18 protein-coding genes and 1 pseudogene are annotated in these 17,753 nt (G+C 70.7%); 9 read left to right on the top strand and 10 right to left on the bottom strand.

Features of this window, described 5'->3' with window-relative positions; translation table 11 throughout:
- The first annotated feature begins 201 nt into the window (after positions 1–201).
- The 5 genes from ABD317_RS03960 (at position 202) to ABD317_RS03940 (ending at position 3,982) form a co-directional block, all read left to right on the top strand.
- On the top strand, positions 202–594 hold the full coding sequence (locus tag ABD317_RS03960; protein ID WP_344287890.1) for a hypothetical protein: 393 nt from the start codon (positions 202–204) through the stop codon (positions 592–594).
- A gap of 327 nt (positions 595–921) precedes the next feature.
- On the top strand, positions 922–1,218 hold the full coding sequence (locus ABD317_RS03955; RefSeq protein WP_344287861.1) for a hypothetical protein: 297 nt from the start codon (positions 922–924) through the stop codon (positions 1,216–1,218).
- Positions 1,219–1,352: 134 nt separating this feature from the next.
- A complete protein-coding gene (locus tag ABD317_RS03950) occupies positions 1,353–2,744 on the top strand; it encodes an IS4 family transposase (RefSeq protein ID WP_344287858.1) in 1,392 nt (463 codons plus the stop codon).
- Between the two features lie 67 nt (positions 2,745–2,811).
- Positions 2,812–3,111, top strand: a complete 300-nt coding sequence (locus ABD317_RS03945; protein WP_344287856.1) for a transposase — start codon at positions 2,812–2,814, stop codon at positions 3,109–3,111.
- Entirely contained in the window at positions 3,005–3,982 is a 978-nt protein-coding gene (locus ABD317_RS03940; RefSeq protein WP_344287854.1) for an IS3 family transposase, read from the top strand. Before ABD317_RS03945 ends, ABD317_RS03940 begins: the two co-directional genes overlap by 107 nt.
- A gap of 59 nt (positions 3,983–4,041) precedes the next feature.
- Here ABD317_RS03940 and ABD317_RS03935 read toward each other — a convergent pair whose 3' ends face one another.
- Together ABD317_RS03935 and ABD317_RS03930 are read right to left on the bottom strand one after the other, a co-directional pair.
- On the bottom strand, positions 4,042–4,518 hold the full coding sequence (locus tag ABD317_RS03935) for a nitroreductase/quinone reductase family protein (protein WP_344287852.1): 477 nt from the start codon (positions 4,516–4,518) through the stop codon (positions 4,042–4,044).
- The gene (locus tag ABD317_RS03930; protein WP_344287850.1) at positions 4,515–5,294 is read right to left on the bottom strand and encodes a glucose 1-dehydrogenase; all 780 of its coding nucleotides are present in this window, start codon (positions 5,292–5,294) and stop codon (positions 4,515–4,517) included. Before ABD317_RS03930 ends, ABD317_RS03935 begins: the two co-directional genes overlap by 4 nt.
- 145 nt (positions 5,295–5,439) lie before the next feature.
- Between ABD317_RS03930 and ABD317_RS03925 the strand changes: the two genes are divergently transcribed.
- Positions 5,440–6,084: a TetR/AcrR family transcriptional regulator gene (locus ABD317_RS03925; RefSeq protein ID WP_344287848.1), complete on the top strand. Its 645-nt coding sequence runs from the start codon at positions 5,440–5,442 to the stop codon at positions 6,082–6,084.
- 286 nt (positions 6,085–6,370) lie between these two features.
- A pseudogene (locus tag ABD317_RS03920) lies at positions 6,371–6,562 on the top strand (nitroreductase family protein); the annotation flags it as partial.
- Between the two features lie 322 nt (positions 6,563–6,884).
- On the opposite strand, the gene ABD317_RS03915 reads toward ABD317_RS03920, so the two are convergent.
- The 4 genes from ABD317_RS03915 to ABD317_RS03900 all read right to left on the bottom strand — a co-directional run bounded on the left by ABD317_RS03915 (position 6,885) and on the right by ABD317_RS03900 (position 11,749).
- Positions 6,885–8,135: a tetratricopeptide repeat protein gene (locus ABD317_RS03915; RefSeq protein ID WP_344287846.1), complete on the bottom strand. Its 1,251-nt coding sequence runs from the start codon at positions 8,133–8,135 to the stop codon at positions 6,885–6,887.
- A 5-nt stretch (positions 8,136–8,140) separates the two neighbouring features.
- Entirely contained in the window at positions 8,141–8,446 is a 306-nt protein-coding gene (locus ABD317_RS03910) for a trypco2 family protein (RefSeq protein WP_344287844.1), read from the bottom strand.
- 667 nt (positions 8,447–9,113) lie between these two features.
- Positions 9,114–10,373, bottom strand: a complete 1,260-nt coding sequence (locus tag ABD317_RS03905) for an MFS transporter (RefSeq protein WP_344287842.1) — start codon at positions 10,371–10,373, stop codon at positions 9,114–9,116.
- Positions 10,370–11,749: an MBL fold metallo-hydrolase gene (locus ABD317_RS03900; protein WP_344287840.1), complete on the bottom strand. Its 1,380-nt coding sequence runs from the start codon at positions 11,747–11,749 to the stop codon at positions 10,370–10,372. The genes ABD317_RS03905 and ABD317_RS03900 overlap by 4 nt, the downstream gene beginning before the upstream one ends.
- An 88-nt stretch (positions 11,750–11,837) precedes the next feature.
- Here ABD317_RS03900 and ABD317_RS03895 point away from each other — a divergent pair, with 88 nt between their 5' ends.
- On the top strand, positions 11,838–12,524 hold the full coding sequence (locus tag ABD317_RS03895) for an ArsR/SmtB family transcription factor (RefSeq protein WP_344287838.1): 687 nt from the start codon (positions 11,838–11,840) through the stop codon (positions 12,522–12,524).
- A gap of 283 nt (positions 12,525–12,807) precedes the next feature.
- Here ABD317_RS03895 and ABD317_RS03890 read toward each other — a convergent pair whose 3' ends face one another.
- On the bottom strand, positions 12,808–13,428 hold the full coding sequence (locus ABD317_RS03890; RefSeq protein WP_344287835.1) for a hypothetical protein: 621 nt from the start codon (positions 13,426–13,428) through the stop codon (positions 12,808–12,810).
- 350 nt (positions 13,429–13,778) lie between these two features.
- Here ABD317_RS03890 and ABD317_RS03885 point away from each other — a divergent pair, with 350 nt between their 5' ends.
- Positions 13,779–14,924 carry a substrate-binding domain-containing protein gene (locus tag ABD317_RS03885; protein WP_344287833.1) on the top strand — a complete coding sequence of 382 codons (1,146 nt, stop codon included), beginning with the start codon at positions 13,779–13,781 and terminating at the stop codon, positions 14,922–14,924.
- 226 nt (positions 14,925–15,150) lie between these two features.
- On the opposite strand, the gene ABD317_RS03880 is transcribed toward ABD317_RS03885, so the two are convergent.
- From ABD317_RS03880 to ABD317_RS03870, 3 genes are read right to left on the bottom strand one after another with little or no spacing between them, the layout of a single operon-like run.
- On the bottom strand, positions 15,151–15,885 hold the full coding sequence (locus ABD317_RS03880) for a YesL family protein (RefSeq protein ID WP_344287832.1): 735 nt from the start codon (positions 15,883–15,885) through the stop codon (positions 15,151–15,153).
- Positions 15,886–15,890: 5 nt separating this feature from the next.
- Entirely contained in the window at positions 15,891–16,793 is a 903-nt protein-coding gene (locus ABD317_RS03875; RefSeq protein ID WP_344287830.1) for a carbohydrate ABC transporter permease, read from the bottom strand.
- The gene (locus ABD317_RS03870) at positions 16,790–17,731 is read right to left on the bottom strand and encodes a carbohydrate ABC transporter permease (RefSeq protein ID WP_344287829.1); all 942 of its coding nucleotides are present in this window, start codon (positions 17,729–17,731) and stop codon (positions 16,790–16,792) included. Before ABD317_RS03870 ends, ABD317_RS03875 begins: the two co-directional genes overlap by 4 nt.
- Positions 17,732–17,753: the final 22 nt, after the last annotated feature.

The following is a 17,753-nucleotide window of genomic DNA, read 5'->3' as shown; positions in this document are numbered from 1 at the left end:
GTCCGACTGATCGCTCACCGGGCCGGGCGACGGCGGGCGAGCCGGGTTCGGTCGCGGTCGGCGCCCGGGCGCCGGGGTCGGCGGGCTGGCTGAGGCATCCGGTGTTCCGCGCTCGGCAGAGGGTCTGCGTGGCCGTCGCGGTGGAGGCGCCACCGTCCCTTGTCCTCGCCCTCTTTGGTCTCCGGTGCGGTCAACGCCTTCGTGCCGGCGCACGTCTTCACCCACGTGCTGCCGCGCAGACCAGCGCTCGCCTTGTCCGTGGCCAGCGCCGTGGGCGTGGTGCCGGCCGGGTGCCAGTGCGCGTCGGTGCCCGTTGCGGGGAGTCCGATCAGGCGTGGGGTGAACCCGGTGGTGTGCGTCAGCAGGCTCCGGACAGGGCGCCCGAGGTGCGGCGCCGCCCGCGTGTCCGACACCTCGTACAGCGACACCAGATCCGTGCCCGGGCCAAGCGACCGGCTTATCCAGCGCCCCCGAAGCTGGCTTCAGCGCACTGCCGCGACTCACGTGCGATGCTGCCGCTGCGCGGGAATGGGAAGATGCACAGGTTCGAACCGCGGAACGAGGTCGCCCGTGAAGCACAGCCCGCAATCCTGAGGTGGCCGCGGTCGCGCGCACTTGGGAGGGCCGGGCCACGCGCTACGACCACCACACCGAGCCGCTCGGAGACCAGCTGAGCTTGAACCTTTGGCGGAGTCTCGGTGACACCGGTAGGTTCTCCGCGGTGACCTCGATGGAGATGCAGGGCCTCGCGTTGATGACCGACGCGGCGCAGTTGCGCTGGGTGGTACTGGGGAACTCGACGCGGCAGCCGCCTGTGGTCATGCTCCATGGCGGTCCGGGCCTGCCGGACTATCTGGGCGCTGTCGCCCTCATGCGTTGGTGGATTGGCGTACCCGGGAACGAGCCGAGCGAGGCCGCCGCATGTCCGCACCGCAACAGGAGCGGCTCCGCGAACTGGAGGAGTTGCCGCACCGCACAGAGGAGCAGGAAGTCGAGCTGCTCACGCTGGCCTGGTTCACCGACCACGCCGATCCCGAACGTGGGTGGCACTGGGCAGCCCAGGGTGCCCGGCAGCGTCGCCCGATCAACTGGGCTATGAATGGCGAACTTGGCAAGGAAGGACACGCGGACCCGCTCGATGAGCACCTTGCCGAGCTGCGCGCGTGCCTGCCCGCGCGAGCGGAACTCCTCGGTGGGTGCGATGACCCCTGGGCTTGATCCGCTTTGACGGACATCCGCAACGCCGCTGCGTTAGCACTGTGGGGCTGTTCGTCAAGAGGGGTTGAACGGCGCAACGGGATCCCGATAGATCAACGATCGGTGAAGAAAGTCGATCAAGGGACGGGATCCCGTTGCAGGAGAAGTCTGTCATCAGCCGGGTAGCCACAGCAGCATCCGGGGTGTTCGCGCCCGGCCACCTGGGCGAGTTAACCCAGGTCGTGGACTGCACGCTTGTGGATGCGGTACTGGCGGAGACCGGCGCGGTCGAGCGGCGGGTGCGGTTGCTCCCGGCACGAGTGGTGGTGTACTTCGTCCTTGCATTGGCGCTGTTCGAAGACTGCGGTTATCGAGCGGTGTGGGGCAAGCTGACCGCCGGCCTGGTCGGACGGGGGTCCTCGTATCCGCACTCCTCGTCGCTGTCGCGGGCCCGCCGTCGGCTGGGAGCTGGTCCGCTGCGCGCCCTGTTTGAGTCGCTGGCCGGTGCCGTGGCTTGGCGATCCACCCCGGGGGCTCACTGGCGGGGCATGCGCACGGTGGCGGTGGACGGCACGACCTTGCAGGTCCCGGACCGTGCCCGGGTGACCCAGTGCTTCCCGAAGCATCGCAGCCGCCTGCGCGAGACCGGCTATCCCCTGTTGCGTCTGGTGACCTTGGTGGAGACCGGCACCCGGGCGATCCTCGCCGCCGCGTTCGGTCCGGACACCACCAGCGAGATCTCCTATGCGCGGCAAATGCTGGACAACCTCGGGCCACGGATGTTGGTGCTACTGGACGCCGGCTTCGATACCTGGGAGTTCTTGCGGGATGTCCACGACTACGGCGCCCAGTTCCTGGCCCGTTCTTCCGCCCGCCGGTGTCCGACCATCCAGCGCCGCCTGCCGGACGGCTCCTACCTGGCCCGGCTTGGCCACGGCAAGCTGCCCGTGCGCATCATCGAGGCACGGATCACCATCATCCTCCAGGACGGCACCGAACAGCACGAGCAGTGGCGCCTTACCACCAGCCTGCTCGACCATGCCGGCTTCCCCGCCCAGGAACTCGTAACGCTCTACCACGAGAGGTGGCAGGCGGAGACGACGTACGCCAGCTTGAAGGCCACGCTCCTCGATGGCCGCGTACTGCGTTCACAGCACCCGCACGATCTCGAGCAGGAGGTCTGGGGCATCCTTGCCGTCTACCAGGCGCTCATCCGCGTGGCCTCCGACGCCGCCGCCAGCCGTCCGGACCTGGACATGGACCGCCTCAGCTTCACCGTGGCCCTGCACACCGCGCGTGACCAGGTCACCTGCGCCGCCAGCGCGCTCTTCACAAAACCAGCCTGCCTGATCGGCCCTATCGGCCAGGCGCTACTGGCGAACCTCCTGCCCGCCCACCGTCGCCGCCGCATCAAGGCCCGCAGCCTGAAGACCACCAGCAAGTACGCCAAGAACTTCGGGAAACACCCACGCGTGACCCAAAAGTACTCGTTCCATGCTCACGTCATGGTGATGGAACGGGGCTTGCCAGCTCGACCTCGGCCTTAACGCAGCGGCGTTGCGGACATCCGAGATCAGGGGTTACGGCCCCGGAAGGATGTCCACCATGGAGAGCATGGGGAAGAAGAAGCCGCGTCCCAGGCGCTCGTTCACGCCGGAGTTCAAGGCGGAGATCGTTGAGCTGTGCCGCCGCGGCGATCGCTCGGTCGGCCAGGTGGCCAAGGACTTTGACCTGACCGAGACCGCGGTGCGGCTGTGGGTCAGCCAGGCCGAGGCCGATGCCGGTGAGGAGCCGGGGCTGACCACCGGTGAGCGGGCCGAGCTGGTCCGGCTTCGGCAGGAGAACCACCGGCTGCGGCAGGACGTGGACGTTCTCAAGCGGGCCACGGCTTTCTTCGCGAACGAGACCCGATGACGGTGGATCTGTTCACGAGGCGGAGAAGCAGGCAGGCCACAGCGTCAAACGGGCGTGTGAACTGCTGAAGGTCTCGCGTGCCGCCTTCTATGCCCGCCGCGCCGGTGTCCCTTCGCCGCGCCGGCAGCAGGACGCCGAGCTGACCAAGCGGATCCAAGCGGTGCATGCCCGCTCGCACGGCGCCTACGGTGCCCCACGCGTCCATGCCGTGCTGCGGCGCGAGGGGAGAGGGTGCGGGCGACGCCGTATCGCACGGCTGATGCGCCAGGCGAAGCTCTCCGGCCGGTGTCACCGACGCCGCACTCGTACCACCATCGCCGATCCGCACGCGGGAAGGCGGCCGGACCTGCTGCAGCGCACCTTCACCCCGTCGGCCGGGCTGAATGCCCGCTGGTGCGGCGACATCACCTACATCGCGACCGGGGAGGGCTGGCTCTATCTGGCCACGGTGATCGACATCGCCTCCCGCAAGGTGGTGGGCTGGGCCACCGCCGATCACCTACGCACCTCGCTGGTGGTCGACGCACTGACAACGGCCTGCCGCAGCCGCCGCCCAGGCCGAGGGCTGATCTTTCACGCGGACCGCGGCTGCCAGTACACCAGCCGCGAGTTCGCCCAGGTGGCCGCCTCATTCGGTGTCCGGTTGTCCACCGGACGAACCGGGGTGTGCTGGGACAATGCCCTCGCGGAGTCGTTCTTCGCTACCCTCAAGCGCGAGCTGGGCGCCGGCCGCCAGCACGTGTGGCCCAGCCGGGCCGTCGCTCACTCGGCGATCTTCGAGTTCATCGAGGGCTGGTTCAACGTCCACCGGCTGCACAGCAGCCTGGGCTACCGCAGTCCCACCGAGTACGAGGCCGCCCTCACGGCCTGACCGACACAACAACCGTGTCCGTCAAACCGGAGCAAGCTCACCTGTCGAGGGATCCGCGATCACGGCTGATGGCGGAAGCTGATGCGCATCAGCCGGCTGTCAGCCCAGTCTTCGAGCAGAGTCGGCCGGATGGTGCCGGGGTCATGGGGCTGATTGAGATCCGCGACGATCTCCGCCAGCACGGCCTGACGTTCAGCTGGGTCGGTGACAGGCGTGGCCCGTGCAGCCAGATCTGCGCGGATCCCGTTCTTGAGGTGGAAGGTGAAGTCGGGATTGGCGAGAAGGTTCGCATGCCAGTCGGTCGCGGCACCGCCGGCGCCGCTACACAGGTAGGTGGTGCCCGCAGCCCGGTAGAAGAAGATCTCGATGCGGCGTGGCCGGCCGGTGCGGCGCCCCAGCGTCGTGATGTCGATGATCCGTTCTCTGGTGCCTGCGGCGGGGGTGATCTCGATGGCTCGCCGGATGTGGTTCGGCAGGTGCGACAAAGACGCGTCCCGTGCGGAGTCGTTCCATCCGGTCGCGTCCGGAGTGCTCATGCGGTCTCGGCTTGAAGGGCGGGGCCGAGGAGGAGTCCACCGTCGATGACGTACTCCGACCCCGTGATGAACGATGCGTCGGATGACGTGAGGAACAGGAGAAGCCGGGTGACGTCGGTCGGCTCCCCGAGCCGGGGTATGGCGAACGGCTCGGGTGAGTAGAAGTCGGCGATTGCCGCGGTGGCTCCTGCTGCTGGTTCGTGGATGAAAGGGGTCGCGATCACGCCGGGGTGGATGGTGTTCACGCGGATGTGGTCCCGGCCGAGCTCGAGCGCTGCCGTTTGGGTGAGGCCTCGCACGGCCCACTTGCTGGCGACGTACGGCCCGTAGTGAGCCGTGCCGCCCAGGCCCATGGTCGAGGCGATGTTGACGATGGCTCCCCCTGCTGCGCGGCGCAGAGCGGGGGCTGCGGCCTTGATGCCGAGGAAGGTCCCGGTGAGGTTGATGTCGAGGATGCGCGACCACGTAGCCTGGTCTGTGTTCTCCATCGGTGCCGGCGGGTTCTGGACGCCCGCGTTGTTGACGAGCACGTTCAGGGCGCCGAAGGCGCTCTCGGCGGCCAGCACGGCGGCGGACCACGAACTCTCGTCGGTGACGTCGAGGCGGGTGAAGTGAGCGCGGGTCCCCAGCTCGGCGGCGAGAGCGGTGCCGCGTTCGGTGTCGATGTCGCCGATCACTACGTTCGCTCCCTCCGCGTGAAAGGCGCGCACGTGGCTTGAGCCCTGGCCGCCGGTCCCACCGGTTACGAGCACGGTCTGGTCGTCGAAGCGGTTCATCGGATGTTCCTTCGGTACGTGGGCGACCGGCCGGGATCATCGGCGATGAACGGCCGGCCGATGGTGAGCCGAGTGACTCACCGCTGCTTTGAGCCTAAGACGGCGTCGATGGCGAGTCAAGCCACTCACCTCGTATACTCGGTCCATGAGCAGGGACGTACCGACGTACCACCAGCGCGTCGCCCAGGAAAAGCGCGCGCTGATCGTGGCGGCCGCGACCGCACTGTTCCTCGAGTTGGGCTACGACCGGACGTCGCTGGCGCGGATCGCGGAGCGCTCGGGTGTCTCGCGGGCCACCTTGTTCAAGCAATTTCCGAGCAAGGCCGCCCTGTTCAACGCCATCGTCACCGAGTCCTGGTCAACCGCCGACGAGGCGGATCCTCCACCGGCAGGCAACATCGTTGACGGGCTCAGCGCCATCGGTCGCCGTTACGCCGAGCTGTTGAGCCGGCCCCAGATGACCGACCTGTTCCGGATCGTCATCGCCGAGCTGCCGCGGTTCCCGGAGCTGGCCCATGCGCAGTTCTCACACGGGAAGATGCCCTACTTCGAGTCCGTACGCAGCTACCTCCTGGCTGAGCACGAGGCGGGAACGGTGCGGGTCGAGGACGTGGACCTCGCAGCCACCCAGTTCCTGGGCATGATCTCCAACTACGTCTTCTGGCCAACACTCCTGGTGCCGGGCTGGGAGATGAGCACCGAACGCGTCGCTCAGGTAGTCGACGAGGCCGTCCGCACCACCGCCGCCCGGTACGCCACAACGGGAACAGGGGCGTCCACCAACGACTGAGTCCAGGGACCGCGACAGGGTCCCGCCGCCACCCAGGGGAGCCGATGCCTCAAGCAATCGAGGCCGTCGGCGCCATGGGCGTTCGCGGGGCATCCGGAGCGGACGCCGCAGGAGGAAATGTCGATGTGTTGACCCCAGCCCGATCAACCTGGCATCAGTGCGGCCCGGCAAGAGGTCTCAGCAAGCCCAGCGCCGCAACTCCTACACCCTCAACTGTGAAGAGCCTCTAAAACCGGACTGCCCGCGGCTGACCTGGGGATTTGCTATTTCGACAGAGCCACGGTAGGCGGAGGGGCTGCACAGCTGCCCCCAGGTGATGTGGACGATGTATCGCAGGACTGTCGGCCACGTGGTCGGAGCCGGTAACGAACTCGCGCTGTTCTGCGGTGTCTCGCTGGGATACGAGAAGGAGGACGTGCCACGGCTGCGTACCGTGCGCGCGGACATGGCAGAGACGGTGAGCTTCGTCGGGGTGTGACCGTCGGATCCTCCCCGCGGCCGGGCCGCCGCCTTCGGACCGTGGAGCTGGTCCGTCACCCTGCCGCCGGGCACCGATGGTGGGTCAGCCGTCCCCGCCCGGCAGCCGTCGCATCTTCTCCCGGCAGTCGGCGGCGGATGTCGTGGCGTCGACTGCCTCGTAGCGCGCCAGGGCCTGGGCGTACAGCTCCCGTGCGCCGGCGGTGTCGCCGGTGGCGAGGGCCAGTTCGGCGGTGCCGACCAGGACACTGGCCGCTCCGGAGGTGTTTCTGTTGCGTTCGAACTGTTCCCCGGGCGGCCGCGTAGGCGATCCGGGCCTCCTCCTAGCGGCCGTCGAGGCGTTCGGTGTCGCCGTGGCCGAGCAGCGCGTAGGCACGGCCGCGGGTGATGCCCCGGCTGTCGTACATGGCGAGGGCCTCGGTGAACGCTTTCCGGGCGGCCTGGAAGCGGCCGTCGAGGCATTCGATGTCGCCGAGGCCGCGCAGCAGGTCGGCCTGGCTGCGGGGATCGGCGATCTCCTGGCAGATTCGGTGGCCGCGGCTGAGCGCTTCGCGGGCCTGGGGGTAGTCTCCGGCGAGACGGTGCAGGTGTCCGAGGCCCCGCAGGCACTGGGCCTGGCCCTGGCGGTCCCCGATCTCCTCGTAGAGTGCCAGAGCCTGCTGGTAGTGGTCGCGGGCGTCGGAGGCGGGCCGTTCCGCCATGCGTTCCACGTCGGCCAGGCCGCGGAGGGCCTGGGCCCGGCCCAGCGGTCGTCCAGGTCGGTGGAGAGCCGGGCGGCGCGTTCGAAGGTGTCGTACGCCTGGGGGTAACGGGCCGTGGCCAGCTGGACGTTGCCCTCGCCCCGCAGGGCCCGGGAGATCCCCTCGGGGCTGCCCGCCTGCTCGTACAGTGCGCGGGCTCTGGCGAACGTGTCGCCTGCCTCCGCCGTGGTCGGCGAGCAGGGCCCGTACGGGTACGGCGGTGAGCCGGCCCTCGTAGAGCAGGTCGCTCCAGGCCACCACGCCGATGAGGGTGCCCGCGTCGTCAAGGAGGGCCGCGCCGGACATGCCGGACCAGTCGTGTGCATCGGCGGGCCGGCCGCTGTGCACGTCGACGGCGTAGCGGTCGCTGCCCGTGTAGGTGAGGGGGTCGAGGCTGCCGCGGACCGTGTCGGTCTCGGTGGTGAGACCGGTGCCGCGGGCGGCCGCGGCGGACATGCCGGTCGCCTGCACGGGCACGGGGCGGTTCCCTGCGGGTTCGGCCCAGTCCGGGTCGACGGGCGGCAGGAAACCGGGCGGCCAGGGGGCGCCCGCGGTGTCGTGCACGTCGAGCAGGGCGGCGTCCAGGTCTCCGGCGCCCTGCCAAAGCACGTCGGCGGCGACGGGTTCGCCCGGCCGTACGGCGCCCCGGGGGCCCAGCAGCGGCTTGACCTCGATCTGCGGGCGAGGTGTGCCGTCGGGCCGGGTGACGCCGTGGCGTGAGGTGAGGACGAGGCCGGATACGAGCAGCCGTCCGGTGCCGAACTCGCTCCGGCCCCGGTCGTCCCGCGGTCCTGCCGTGACGGCGACCAGGCCCGGGTGGAGGTGGGCGGTCACGCGGGTCAGCGCCGGTCGGACACGGTGGCCGACTCCCCGGTGCGGACGTCCTGGACGTCCAGCACGACCCGCAGGCGGTGGCTCGCGCCCTGAGTGGCCCGGCCGTCGCCGCCCAGGCGCACCACGCCGAGCTTGAGCCCGCCCGAGGCACCCGCCTCGGTGCGGGCCTCGACGAGGAACTCCATCTCCACCTCGGTGATCCGGAACCGGAGCCGGGAGCCCTCGCTGCCCTCCTGCGCAGCGGCGAGCTGTGTTCTCAACTGCTCCAGTGCTTCCGTGATCTCCCCGTGGCCCTGCTGTCCGTCACCCACTGTTTCCCCCTCGCGCCGGAGCGATACGCGTTGCATCGGGCCGCATGGTGTGGGGCGGGGCCAAGCCGCCTTCTGGGCAACGGACTTGACCGGACCCCGGATTCGCCGGTACGCAGGGAGGCTGCCTGCTCCGGAAAAGGGGGACGATGACCCGCCCGGGTGCACTCGCCGTTCCGCGGGTGGCGGTGGCTGGTGGCCGCCGAAGAACTGCCATGTGTTGCTGCAGACGTTCGCGCCCCGGGCGCCCGGGGTCGTGGTGTCCCCCTCCGTCTCGCACACACGCCCTTCCTCCGGCCGAAAGAGAGGCATCCGGCTCTTTGCCCACGTGTCAACCATCAGAAACGGTTCCCTGCGGCGTGTGCGGCGAGTGCGGCGGACCCGCCGTGTCCCGACCCGGGGCGGTTCAGTCGTGCACCGTTGGCACCTGCCCTCCGGGGCGGCGTACGGAGGTTCGAATGCACGTATCAGTCAAGCCCCCGGCAGCTTGAGGGTCGTCCGCGCCAGCGGCGTGTACGTATGGGTCGCGTCGCCCCCTGGACACAGGTCTTGTCCCCGACTGGTGCGGGTCGAGCCTGGCCTCGCCAGCCTGCTCGTCGGGTGTTCTCCGGAAGTCCGGCTGCTCTGCGCCACCGCCTCCGCATCCCGGGTCGGCTCGTCAGCGTAGCGATCAGGGCCGGGGCCGTTCGGTGATCCAGTGGGCGGCGAGCAGGCCGGAGCCGGCGGTCAGGACGGCCGCGGCGATGACCGTGGCGTTCAGGCCGAGGGTGTCGGCGAGGATGCCGGCGACGAGGGCGCCGGCGGCGTAGCCGACGTCGCGCCAGAAGCGGTACGTGCCCAGTGCGCCGACGCGCCAGGCGGGGTGGGCGTGGTCGGAGACCGAGGCGATGAGGGCGGGGTAGACCATCGCGGTGCCGATGCCGAGGGCGACGGCGGAGAGGACCCCCGCCAGCAGCGGCCGGTCGAGCAGGGCGAGGGCGAGTACGAATCCGCCGGCCTGGGTGAGCATGCCGTAGACGATGAGGGGTTTGCGGCCGATGCGGTCGGCGAGGTGCCCGGTGGGGATCTGGCCGACGCCCCAGAGCAGCGGGTAGAGGCCCTTGATCAGGCCGACGGCGGCCAGGCCGAGACCGTGGTCGGTGAACAGCAGGGGGAAGACGCCCCAGGTGAGGCCGTCGTTGAGGTTGTTGACCAGGCCGGCTTGGCTGGCGCCGCGCAGCGAGCGGTCGCGCCAGGAGGTGCGGGCGAAGATGTGCGCCAGCCCGTTGGACTCGCCGGTGGGGGCGGGGCCGGAGTGCTGGGCGAGTTCGAGGGCGACGTGGGCGGCGGTGTCCCGGACGATGAGGGAGAGGGCGAGCCCGGCGGCGACGAAGACGACGCCGATCAGCTCGGGCGCGGGGCGCAGGCCGTATGCGGTGGCAAGGTAGCCGGTGAGCAGGGCGGTGCCGCCGACGGCGACGTACCCGGCGGCCTCGTTCAGCCCGGTGGCCAGGCCCCGGCGGGCCGGGCCGACCAGGTCGATCTTCATGTTGACGGTCATCGACCAGGTCAGGCCCTGGTTGACACCCAGCAGCACGTTGGCCGCCACGATCCATCCCCAGGAGGGCGCCCAGGCCAGGGCGAACGGGACGGGGATGCCGATCAGCCACCCGGTCACCAGGATGTGCTTGCGGCGGAAGCGGGTGGTCAGCGGCCCGACGGCCAGGTTGGTCAGGGCCTTGGTGACGCCGAAGGCGATGATGAAGGAGAAGACGGCCAGGTCGCTGGTCAGGCCGAACACGTCGGTGCCGATCAGCGGGACGGTGGTGCGCTCCAGGCCGACCAGGGCGCCGACGCAGACGTTGACGACGATCAGGAGGGTGAACTGCGGCCAGTTCTCCCGCAGGCCCAGCCGCACCGGCCGGCCGGAGTCGGCGGGGGCGGTGTTCACGAGCCGGTGTCCTCCGTGCCCTCGGCGAGGCGGAGGCCGTGGGCGGCGGCGTAGTCGGCCGGGCCGCCGTCCAGGACGGCGACGTCGGTGTGGCCGGCGCGTTCCAGGATGCTGGCGGCGGTCATGGCGCGCTCGCCGTGGCCGCAGGCCACGACCGCGCCGGTGGGGGCGTCGGCGACATGGGAGGAGAGGCTGCCGAGTTCGACGTGGACGGCGCCGGGGACGTGACCGGCCGCGTACTCGGCGCGCTGGCGCACGTCGACGTACGGACGCCGGCCGATGCGGTCGGCCCTCACGAAGTCGGTGGTGGCCTGCGCGTATCTGGCGGCGCGCCAGGCGTCCATGCCGCCGGCGAGGCGTCCGGCCAGTCGCTCGTAGCCGATCTTGTACGCCTGCCAGACGACCTCGCCCGGGTCCTGGCCGTCGTCGGCGACGAAGGCGAGCGGGGCGTCGTCGGGCAGCAGCCAGCCGAGCCAGGTGGCGAACTGATCGCGCAGCGGGATGGAGATCGCGCCGGGGACGTGTCCGGCCGCGTAGGCGGCTGCCGGGCGGATGTCGACGACGTGACCGCCGTCGGCGAGCAGGTCCTTCACCTGCGCCGCGGCGAGTGCGGGCAAGGCGGGGGCGGCGGTCAGGACGGCCGGGCCGCGGCGGTTGCGCTCGGTGAGGCGGTCGAAGTAGGCGGGGTAGCTGCCCAGGCTGCCGGTCAGCTGTCGTACGAAGGCGTCCTCGTCCGGCGCGGCCAGCAGCGGGTTCGCCCGCTTCTGGGCGCCGATGGTGGTGGTGCGCTCGGCGCCGGGCGGGGCGGAGCAGAACGAGCCGGCGCCGTGGGTGGGCCACACCGCGGTGCCGTCGTCCAGAGCGGTCAGCCGCTTCAGCGAGCGGTGCTGGGCGCGGGCCAGTTGCTCGGTGCGGTCGGTGCCGAGCAGGTCGGTGCGGGCGGCCGAGTTCACGATCAGCGAGCCGCCGGTGAACACCCCCAGCTCGCGGTCGCCGTCGAGGAGGAGGTACGCCAGGTGCTCGTCGGTGTGGCCGGGCGTGGCCAGCGCCCGCAGGGTGAGCCCGCCCAGGTCCACCTCGTCGCCGTCGGCGAGCGCCGTGTGCGGGAAGGCCCGCCGCCCGCCGGCGGAGGCGAGCACGGTGGCGCCGGTGTCGTGGCCGAGCTGGACGGCGCCGGAGAGGAAGTCGGCGTGCAGGTGCGTGTCGGCCGCGTACGCCACGGCCAGGCCGCGCCGCCCGGCGGCGGCGTGCAGCACGCGCAGGTCGCGGGCGGCGTCCACGGCCAGGGCCCGGCCGTCGCCCAGGTCGACGAGGTAGGCACTGTTGCCCAGCCCGTCGTCGACCAGCGGGATGAGGTGCTCCTCGGCGAAGCCCATGGTGTTCCTCCAACGGTCCGGTGCATGAGGCGTCTGGTCGCGGCCTTCCTTACCGTCTACAATATTCCATGGATTAATGGAGGATGCCATGCCGGAAACCACGAGGGCCCGCTCCAAGGCGGAGCTGTACGAGGCGTTCGCGGCCAGTGGAAAGGCGCTGGCCAGCGGAAAGCGCCTGGAGCTGGTCGATCTGCTGGCCCAGGGCGAGCGCACCGTCGAGGCCCTGGCCAAGACCGCGGGGCTGAACCTGACGACCGCCTCGGCGCATCTGCAGACGCTCAAGCAGGCCGGGCTGGTCGCCACCCGTCGCGAGGGCGTACGCATCCACTACCGGCTCGCCGGAGACGACGTCGCCCGGCTGCTCGCCCTGCTGCGCAAGGTCGCCGAGCACCGCCAGGCCGCGGTGCCGCCGGCCCTGGACGCCTACCTCGGCGATCTGCCTCCGAACGCCGGGCAGGAGGTCACCCGCGAGGAGCTGCGCGCCCGCGTCGCCGCCGGGGACGTGGTGGTCCTGGATGTCCGCCCGGTGGCGGAGTACCGGGCCGGGCACATCCCCGGCGCCCTCTCCATACCGGTCGAGGAGCTGGCCGACCGCATCGGTGAGCTGCCCGGGGACGCCGACGTCGTCGTGTACTGCCGCGGTGAGTACTGCGTGCTCGCCTACGACGCGGTCCGGCTGCTCGTCGACCGCGGCCGGCGGGCCATCCGCCTCCACGACGGCATGCTCGAATGGCGCCTGGCCGAGCTGCCCGTCGACACCGAGGAGCTGCTCTGACCGGCGGCGTTCCACCGCCCGTACCCGGGCCGCCCCCACCATGCTGGTCGCCCCCCCTCGGCGGCGTGATCGGCCGGCCCCAACCTCGCCTCCCCCACCGGCCACCTCGGCCCCGATCCCAGACACGAGCCGCCCAGCGCCGGCTGCCGTGCCGCGCTTTCGCCGCGTGCACTTCCTCGTCCCCGACACCGCTGCCGCGTTCACCCCTGCGGATGCCGGGGCTGCCGGCCCCCGGGGCGGCACCCCGGCCACGTGGCGGAGGCCGGGGTGCCGGTGGGGAGGTTCAGCCGCCGAGGCCCCAGGCGTGGTGGAGGCGGTCGACCATGCTCTCGTTGCGCAGGGTAAGGGACAGGTCGGTGCCGCTACCTTCCAGCGCGAAGAGGGAGTACCAGTCGTAGTCGGGGCGCTGGGTGTGCTTGCCGCCCAGTGCCGGCCAGTAGACCGAGCCCATGCCGTGCTCGCGTGCGGTGTCGGTGCCGGCCTGGATGTGGCGGACGAAGTCGTCGTCGCTGTCCGCCTCGTTGTAGTCCCTGCCGTCGTCCATGGGGGCGCCGAACTCGTCCAGCACGGTGCGGGCGCCGCAGTCACCGATCTTCGATGCGAACTCGGCCTTCCACTCCTCGTTGCTCTTCTCGCCGGGGTAGAAGAACGCGTACAGGTGCAGCGAGAGGTACGTGCCGTCGAAGCGGTCGCCTTCGCGTAGACGGTGTCGCAGTCGTCGGACCGGCTCAGCCCTTCGGGGACGACGGGGCCGTCGGTGAAGTTGTCGCCGGGCATGGCCGAGTTCACGCCCTTGAAGTCGGCGGCGGCCAGCGCGGTGGCGCCCGTGGTCCGGCGGCGGGGGCCGGGCCGCGTGCGGGGCCGGGGCGGGCACGACCGGCCGGTCGGCCCTGCCGACGACCACCCTGCCGCGCCCGAGACACGGCCGATCAATTACGATCAGACCTATCACGTCAGAATTTGCTCGACTCATATACGATCGTAACTGATCGGCCCGACGACACCGAGCGGCAAGGAGAACCGTGATCGACTCTGCGGCCCAGGCCTCCTCCGTACGACGGTGGCGGCCCGGCCGACCGCCGGCTGCGCGCTAGGCTCCCGTGTGGAACCCGGGCGGTGCGTCGGCCTGTTCACCCTGCTCACGTCGGATGATCCGCTGCTGACGGCGGTGTGGGGCAGCAGCTTGACCACGAGGGGGGTTCGCCTCCCCGGTACTGCCAGCGGCACTCTTGCGATCAGGACGGACATGCACGAATGACGACTTCCGGCACTTCGGCCCCGCTGCCAGACGAACGTCGTACCCGCGTACTCGATCTCCTGCAGCGGCGCGGCACGGTGCGCGTCAACGACCTGGCGGCCGAGTTGGACGTCTCGGTGATCACCATCCGTCGTGACATCTCCATGCTGGCCGAGCAGGGGCTCGTCCGCAGGGTGCGGGGCGGTGCCACGCTGCTCGGTGCCGCCCCGGCCACCGCCGGGCCGCCGGTCGACGGCGAGCGTGCCCGCGCGCCGGAGACTGCTGCGGCCCCGGTCGAGCGGCGGTCCGTGCAGCCGAGGACGATCGGCATGGTGGTCCCGTCGCTTGACTACTACTGGCCCGACATCATCCGCGGCGTCCGCGAGGCCGCCGCGGGCGAGGGCGCACGCATCGTCCTGCGGGGGGCCACCTACGAGGCCGCCGACGAGCGTCGGCAGCTGAACTGGCTGGTCGAGTCGGGGAACGTGGACGGGCTGCTGGTGGCACCGACGACGACGAGCGGCGAGGGCGCGGAACTGGTGCGGTGGCTGCAGGCCACCGAGGTGCCCGTGGTCCTGGTCGAGCGCACCGCGACCCTGGAGCCGTACCAGGAGGTCATGGAGTCCGTCGTCAGCGATCACGTGCTCGGTGCCGCGATGGCCGTCCGGCATCTGGCTTCACTCGGTCACCGCCGCGTCGGGCTCCTCACCACCGTGGACAGCCCCACCGGCCCGCATGTGCGGCGCGGCTGGCGGCAGGCCTGCGCGGAACTCGACCTGCGGCTCGACGGCACACCGGACATGGAGACGGTCGACCAGGCACAGCCCGGCTGGTTGCAGGCGCGCGAGGATCTGATCGACCGGTGCGTGGCCTCGCGGACGACCGCGTTGCTCGTGCACTCCGACCCCGAGGCGATCTCGCTGGTGGAACGGTGCCAGGAGCGCGGTATCGACATCCCCGGCGACCTCGCCTGCGTCAGTTACGACGACGAGGTCGCCGAGTTGTGCGACCCGCCGCTCACCGCGGTCCGCCCGCCGAAGGCGGCCGTCGGCCGGGCGGCGTTCAGGCTGCTGGCCGAGCGCCTCCGTGATCGCGACCCGGAGCGGCCCGCGCACCGCATCGCCATCGCGCCGCGGCTGATCGTGCGCGCGTCGTCCCGCTGAGTGCGCCTGCTCCCGCGGATCGCGCCGCATGCGGTTCGGCGGTTCCGGCTCCGTTCCGGCCCCGTTGCGGGCGCCGCCTGAAAGCCCTCGGAGGCGCTGTGCCTCCGAGGGCTTCCGGCGGATACGTGAAGGGGGCAGTCGGACCTCACGCATCCACGACCGGCGGCTGTTCCGCCGGCCGGGCCCGTCCTCCTCCGCGCGGCCCGTGCTCCGCGCGGAGGAGGGGTCAGACGTGCGAGTCCTCCGGCTGGTCGGCGTCGTGGAGGGGCGAAACGGCGTACCGCGTGTTGGCCCACACCACGTAGAGCAGCGGGGCGCACGCGACAAGCAGGCCGACGAGCGGTTGCAGCAGCACGACGGTGGCCGCGAGGCCCAGCAGTGCCACGTTGGCGACGGCGAGGAACCAGCGCCGCGTCGTGAGGACGAGGCAGGGCCACAGCAGCCGGCGCAGCCGGGTGTCTCCCGCCGCCCGGGGGGCCGCGAGCACCGTGATGACGGAGATCACGGTGGCGCTCACCAGCACCGCGAGAGTCAGGAAGAGCGGTACCAGCGCCGGTCCCCAGGCGGTTCGGGCGAGGGCCACGGCGTCCGCGACGAGCACCCCGACCAGCCCGGCGCCGAGGGCCCAGACGGCGAGCGCGCGCCCGGCGGCGCGGCGGTACGCGCCCCAGAACGGGCGCAGCACCACCGGGGATCCGTCCTCGTCCAGGGCGGTGAAGCAGCCGAAGACACCGGCCAGCGCCGGCGCGCACAGGCAGGAGAGCACGGCGAAGAACGGCCAGGACGCCAACGGGTCCCGTACGACCGCGAGCGCGCCCAGCAGCGGCGCGGTCGCCAGCGCGAACTGGACGTTGGCCATCAGGCCGACGTAGACGACGCCGAAGATCCGGTCGTACGTGGCCTGTGCGGCCGGGCGGAAGATGTTGAGGCGCGTGCCGGAACGTGCGGTGGACTCGCTCATCGTGCTCACCCCTTCAGTCCGGTGGTGGCGATGCCGCGGATGAAGTACCGCTGGCCGAGCAGGAAGATGACGACGACGGGCAGCACGGAGAGCACGGCGCCGGTCATGATCATCGCGTATCGGGCGTCGTACAGGCCGATGAAGGAGCGCAGGCCGAGCTGGACCGTCCACAGGTCGTTGCTGGAGAGGTAGATGAACGGGCCCATGTAGTCGTTCCAGGTGTTCACGAACGTGAGCAGGGCCAGGCTCGCCAGCGCGGGCTTCGACAGCGGCAGCATGATCCGCCAGTAGATGCGGTATTCGCTGAGCCCGTCGATGCGGGCCGCCTCCACCAGTTCGTCCGGGATCGACATGTAGTACTGCCGCATCAGGAACACTCCGAAGGCGCTGAACGCCTGGATCAGGATGATCGCCCAGAACGTGTTCGTCAGCCCGGCGTCGTCCATCATGATGTATTGCGGCACCATGTACGCCTGCCAGGGCACCGCGATGGTGCCGATGTAGCCGAGGAAGAGCGCGTCGCGCCCCGGGAACCTGATCTTGGCGAAGCCGTACGCGGCGAAGCTGCCGGTGAGCACCTGCAGAAAGGTGACCACGACGGCCAGGTACGCGGAGTTCTTCAGGTACTGCAGCATCGGGATCTCGTCCCAGATCTCCGAGTAGTTCGACCAGCGGAACTCCTCGGGTATCCATTGGATGGGGACCGTGAGGACCTGGTTGTCGCGCTTGAGCGACGAGGAGATCATCCAGATGAACGGGATCAGCACCACCGCGGCCACGGCGAGCAGGCCGGCGTAGGCGGCGGCCGTGCGGAGCACCCGGCCCGCGAAGCGGCCGCGGCGCGGTGGTGCGGCGGGGGCGGGAGGAGCGGCACCGGGCGACGCCGTGGTGCCCAGCAGAGCGGTCATCGGGCGTCCCTCCGTTCGTTGAGCCGGAACTGGACGACGGTGATGGTCAGGACGATGGCGAACAGCACCAGCGCGATGGCCGAGGAGTAGCCGTAGTCGCCGTCCCTGATGCCCTCGCGGTAGATGAGCTGCGCGAGGACCAGGGTGCTGCGCCCCGGTCCGCCGTCGGTCATCACCACGATGAGGTCGAGGATCTTGAAGCTCTGGACCGTCAGCATGACGAGGACGAAGAAGGTGGTCGGGCGCAGGCCGGGCAGCGTGACGTGCCAGAAGCGCTGCCAGGCGTTGGCGCCGTCCACCCGGGCGGCTTCGTAGTACTCGGCGGGGATGGTCTGCAGGCCGGCGAGGTAGAGCACCATGTAGTAGCCCATGTCGCGCCAGACGCTGGTGATGATGACGGCCGGCATCGCCCAGTCGGTGTCGGTCGTCCAGCCCGGGGTGCTGGAGACGCCCAGCGCTTCCAGCCCTTGGTTGACGGGTCCGCTGGTGGGGTTGAAGAGCATGTTCCACACCACCGCGACGGCCACCAGCGAGGTGATGTAGGGGAAGAACGCCACGGTGCGGAAGAACTTCACGCCGCGGATCTTCCGGTTGAGCACGAGAGCGAGCGCCAGCGAGGCGACGAGCGTCAGCGGGATGTGGCCGCCGGCGTAGAACAGGGTGTTGGTGAGCGCGACCTGGAAGTTCTCGTCGTCGAGCATGCGCTCGAAGTTGTCCAGGCCGACCCACTCCGGTGAGCTGGCGGCGTCCCACTCCAGGAACGCCAGCGCGAAGGCCGCACCCACCGGCACCAGCGTGAACAGCGCGAACCCGATGAAGTTGGGCAGGATGAAGCTCCACCCGATCAGCGTGTTCCGCCGTACGCGGCGCCGCTGCACACTGCGGCTGGACCGGCCCGGCGGGGCCGGTGTCGTCTTCTGCGGGGAAGCAAGAGCCATGTTCGTGGTCCTCGTCTGGGAG

Origin of the sequence: Streptomyces synnematoformans (genome assembly GCF_039531005.1) — a bacterium.
GTDB classification, from domain to species: Bacteria; Actinomycetota; Actinomycetes; order Streptomycetales; family Streptomycetaceae; genus Streptomyces; species Streptomyces synnematoformans.
Note: the sequence above shows the minus strand (reverse complement) of the source record. Positions and strands in the feature narration are given on the sequence as shown.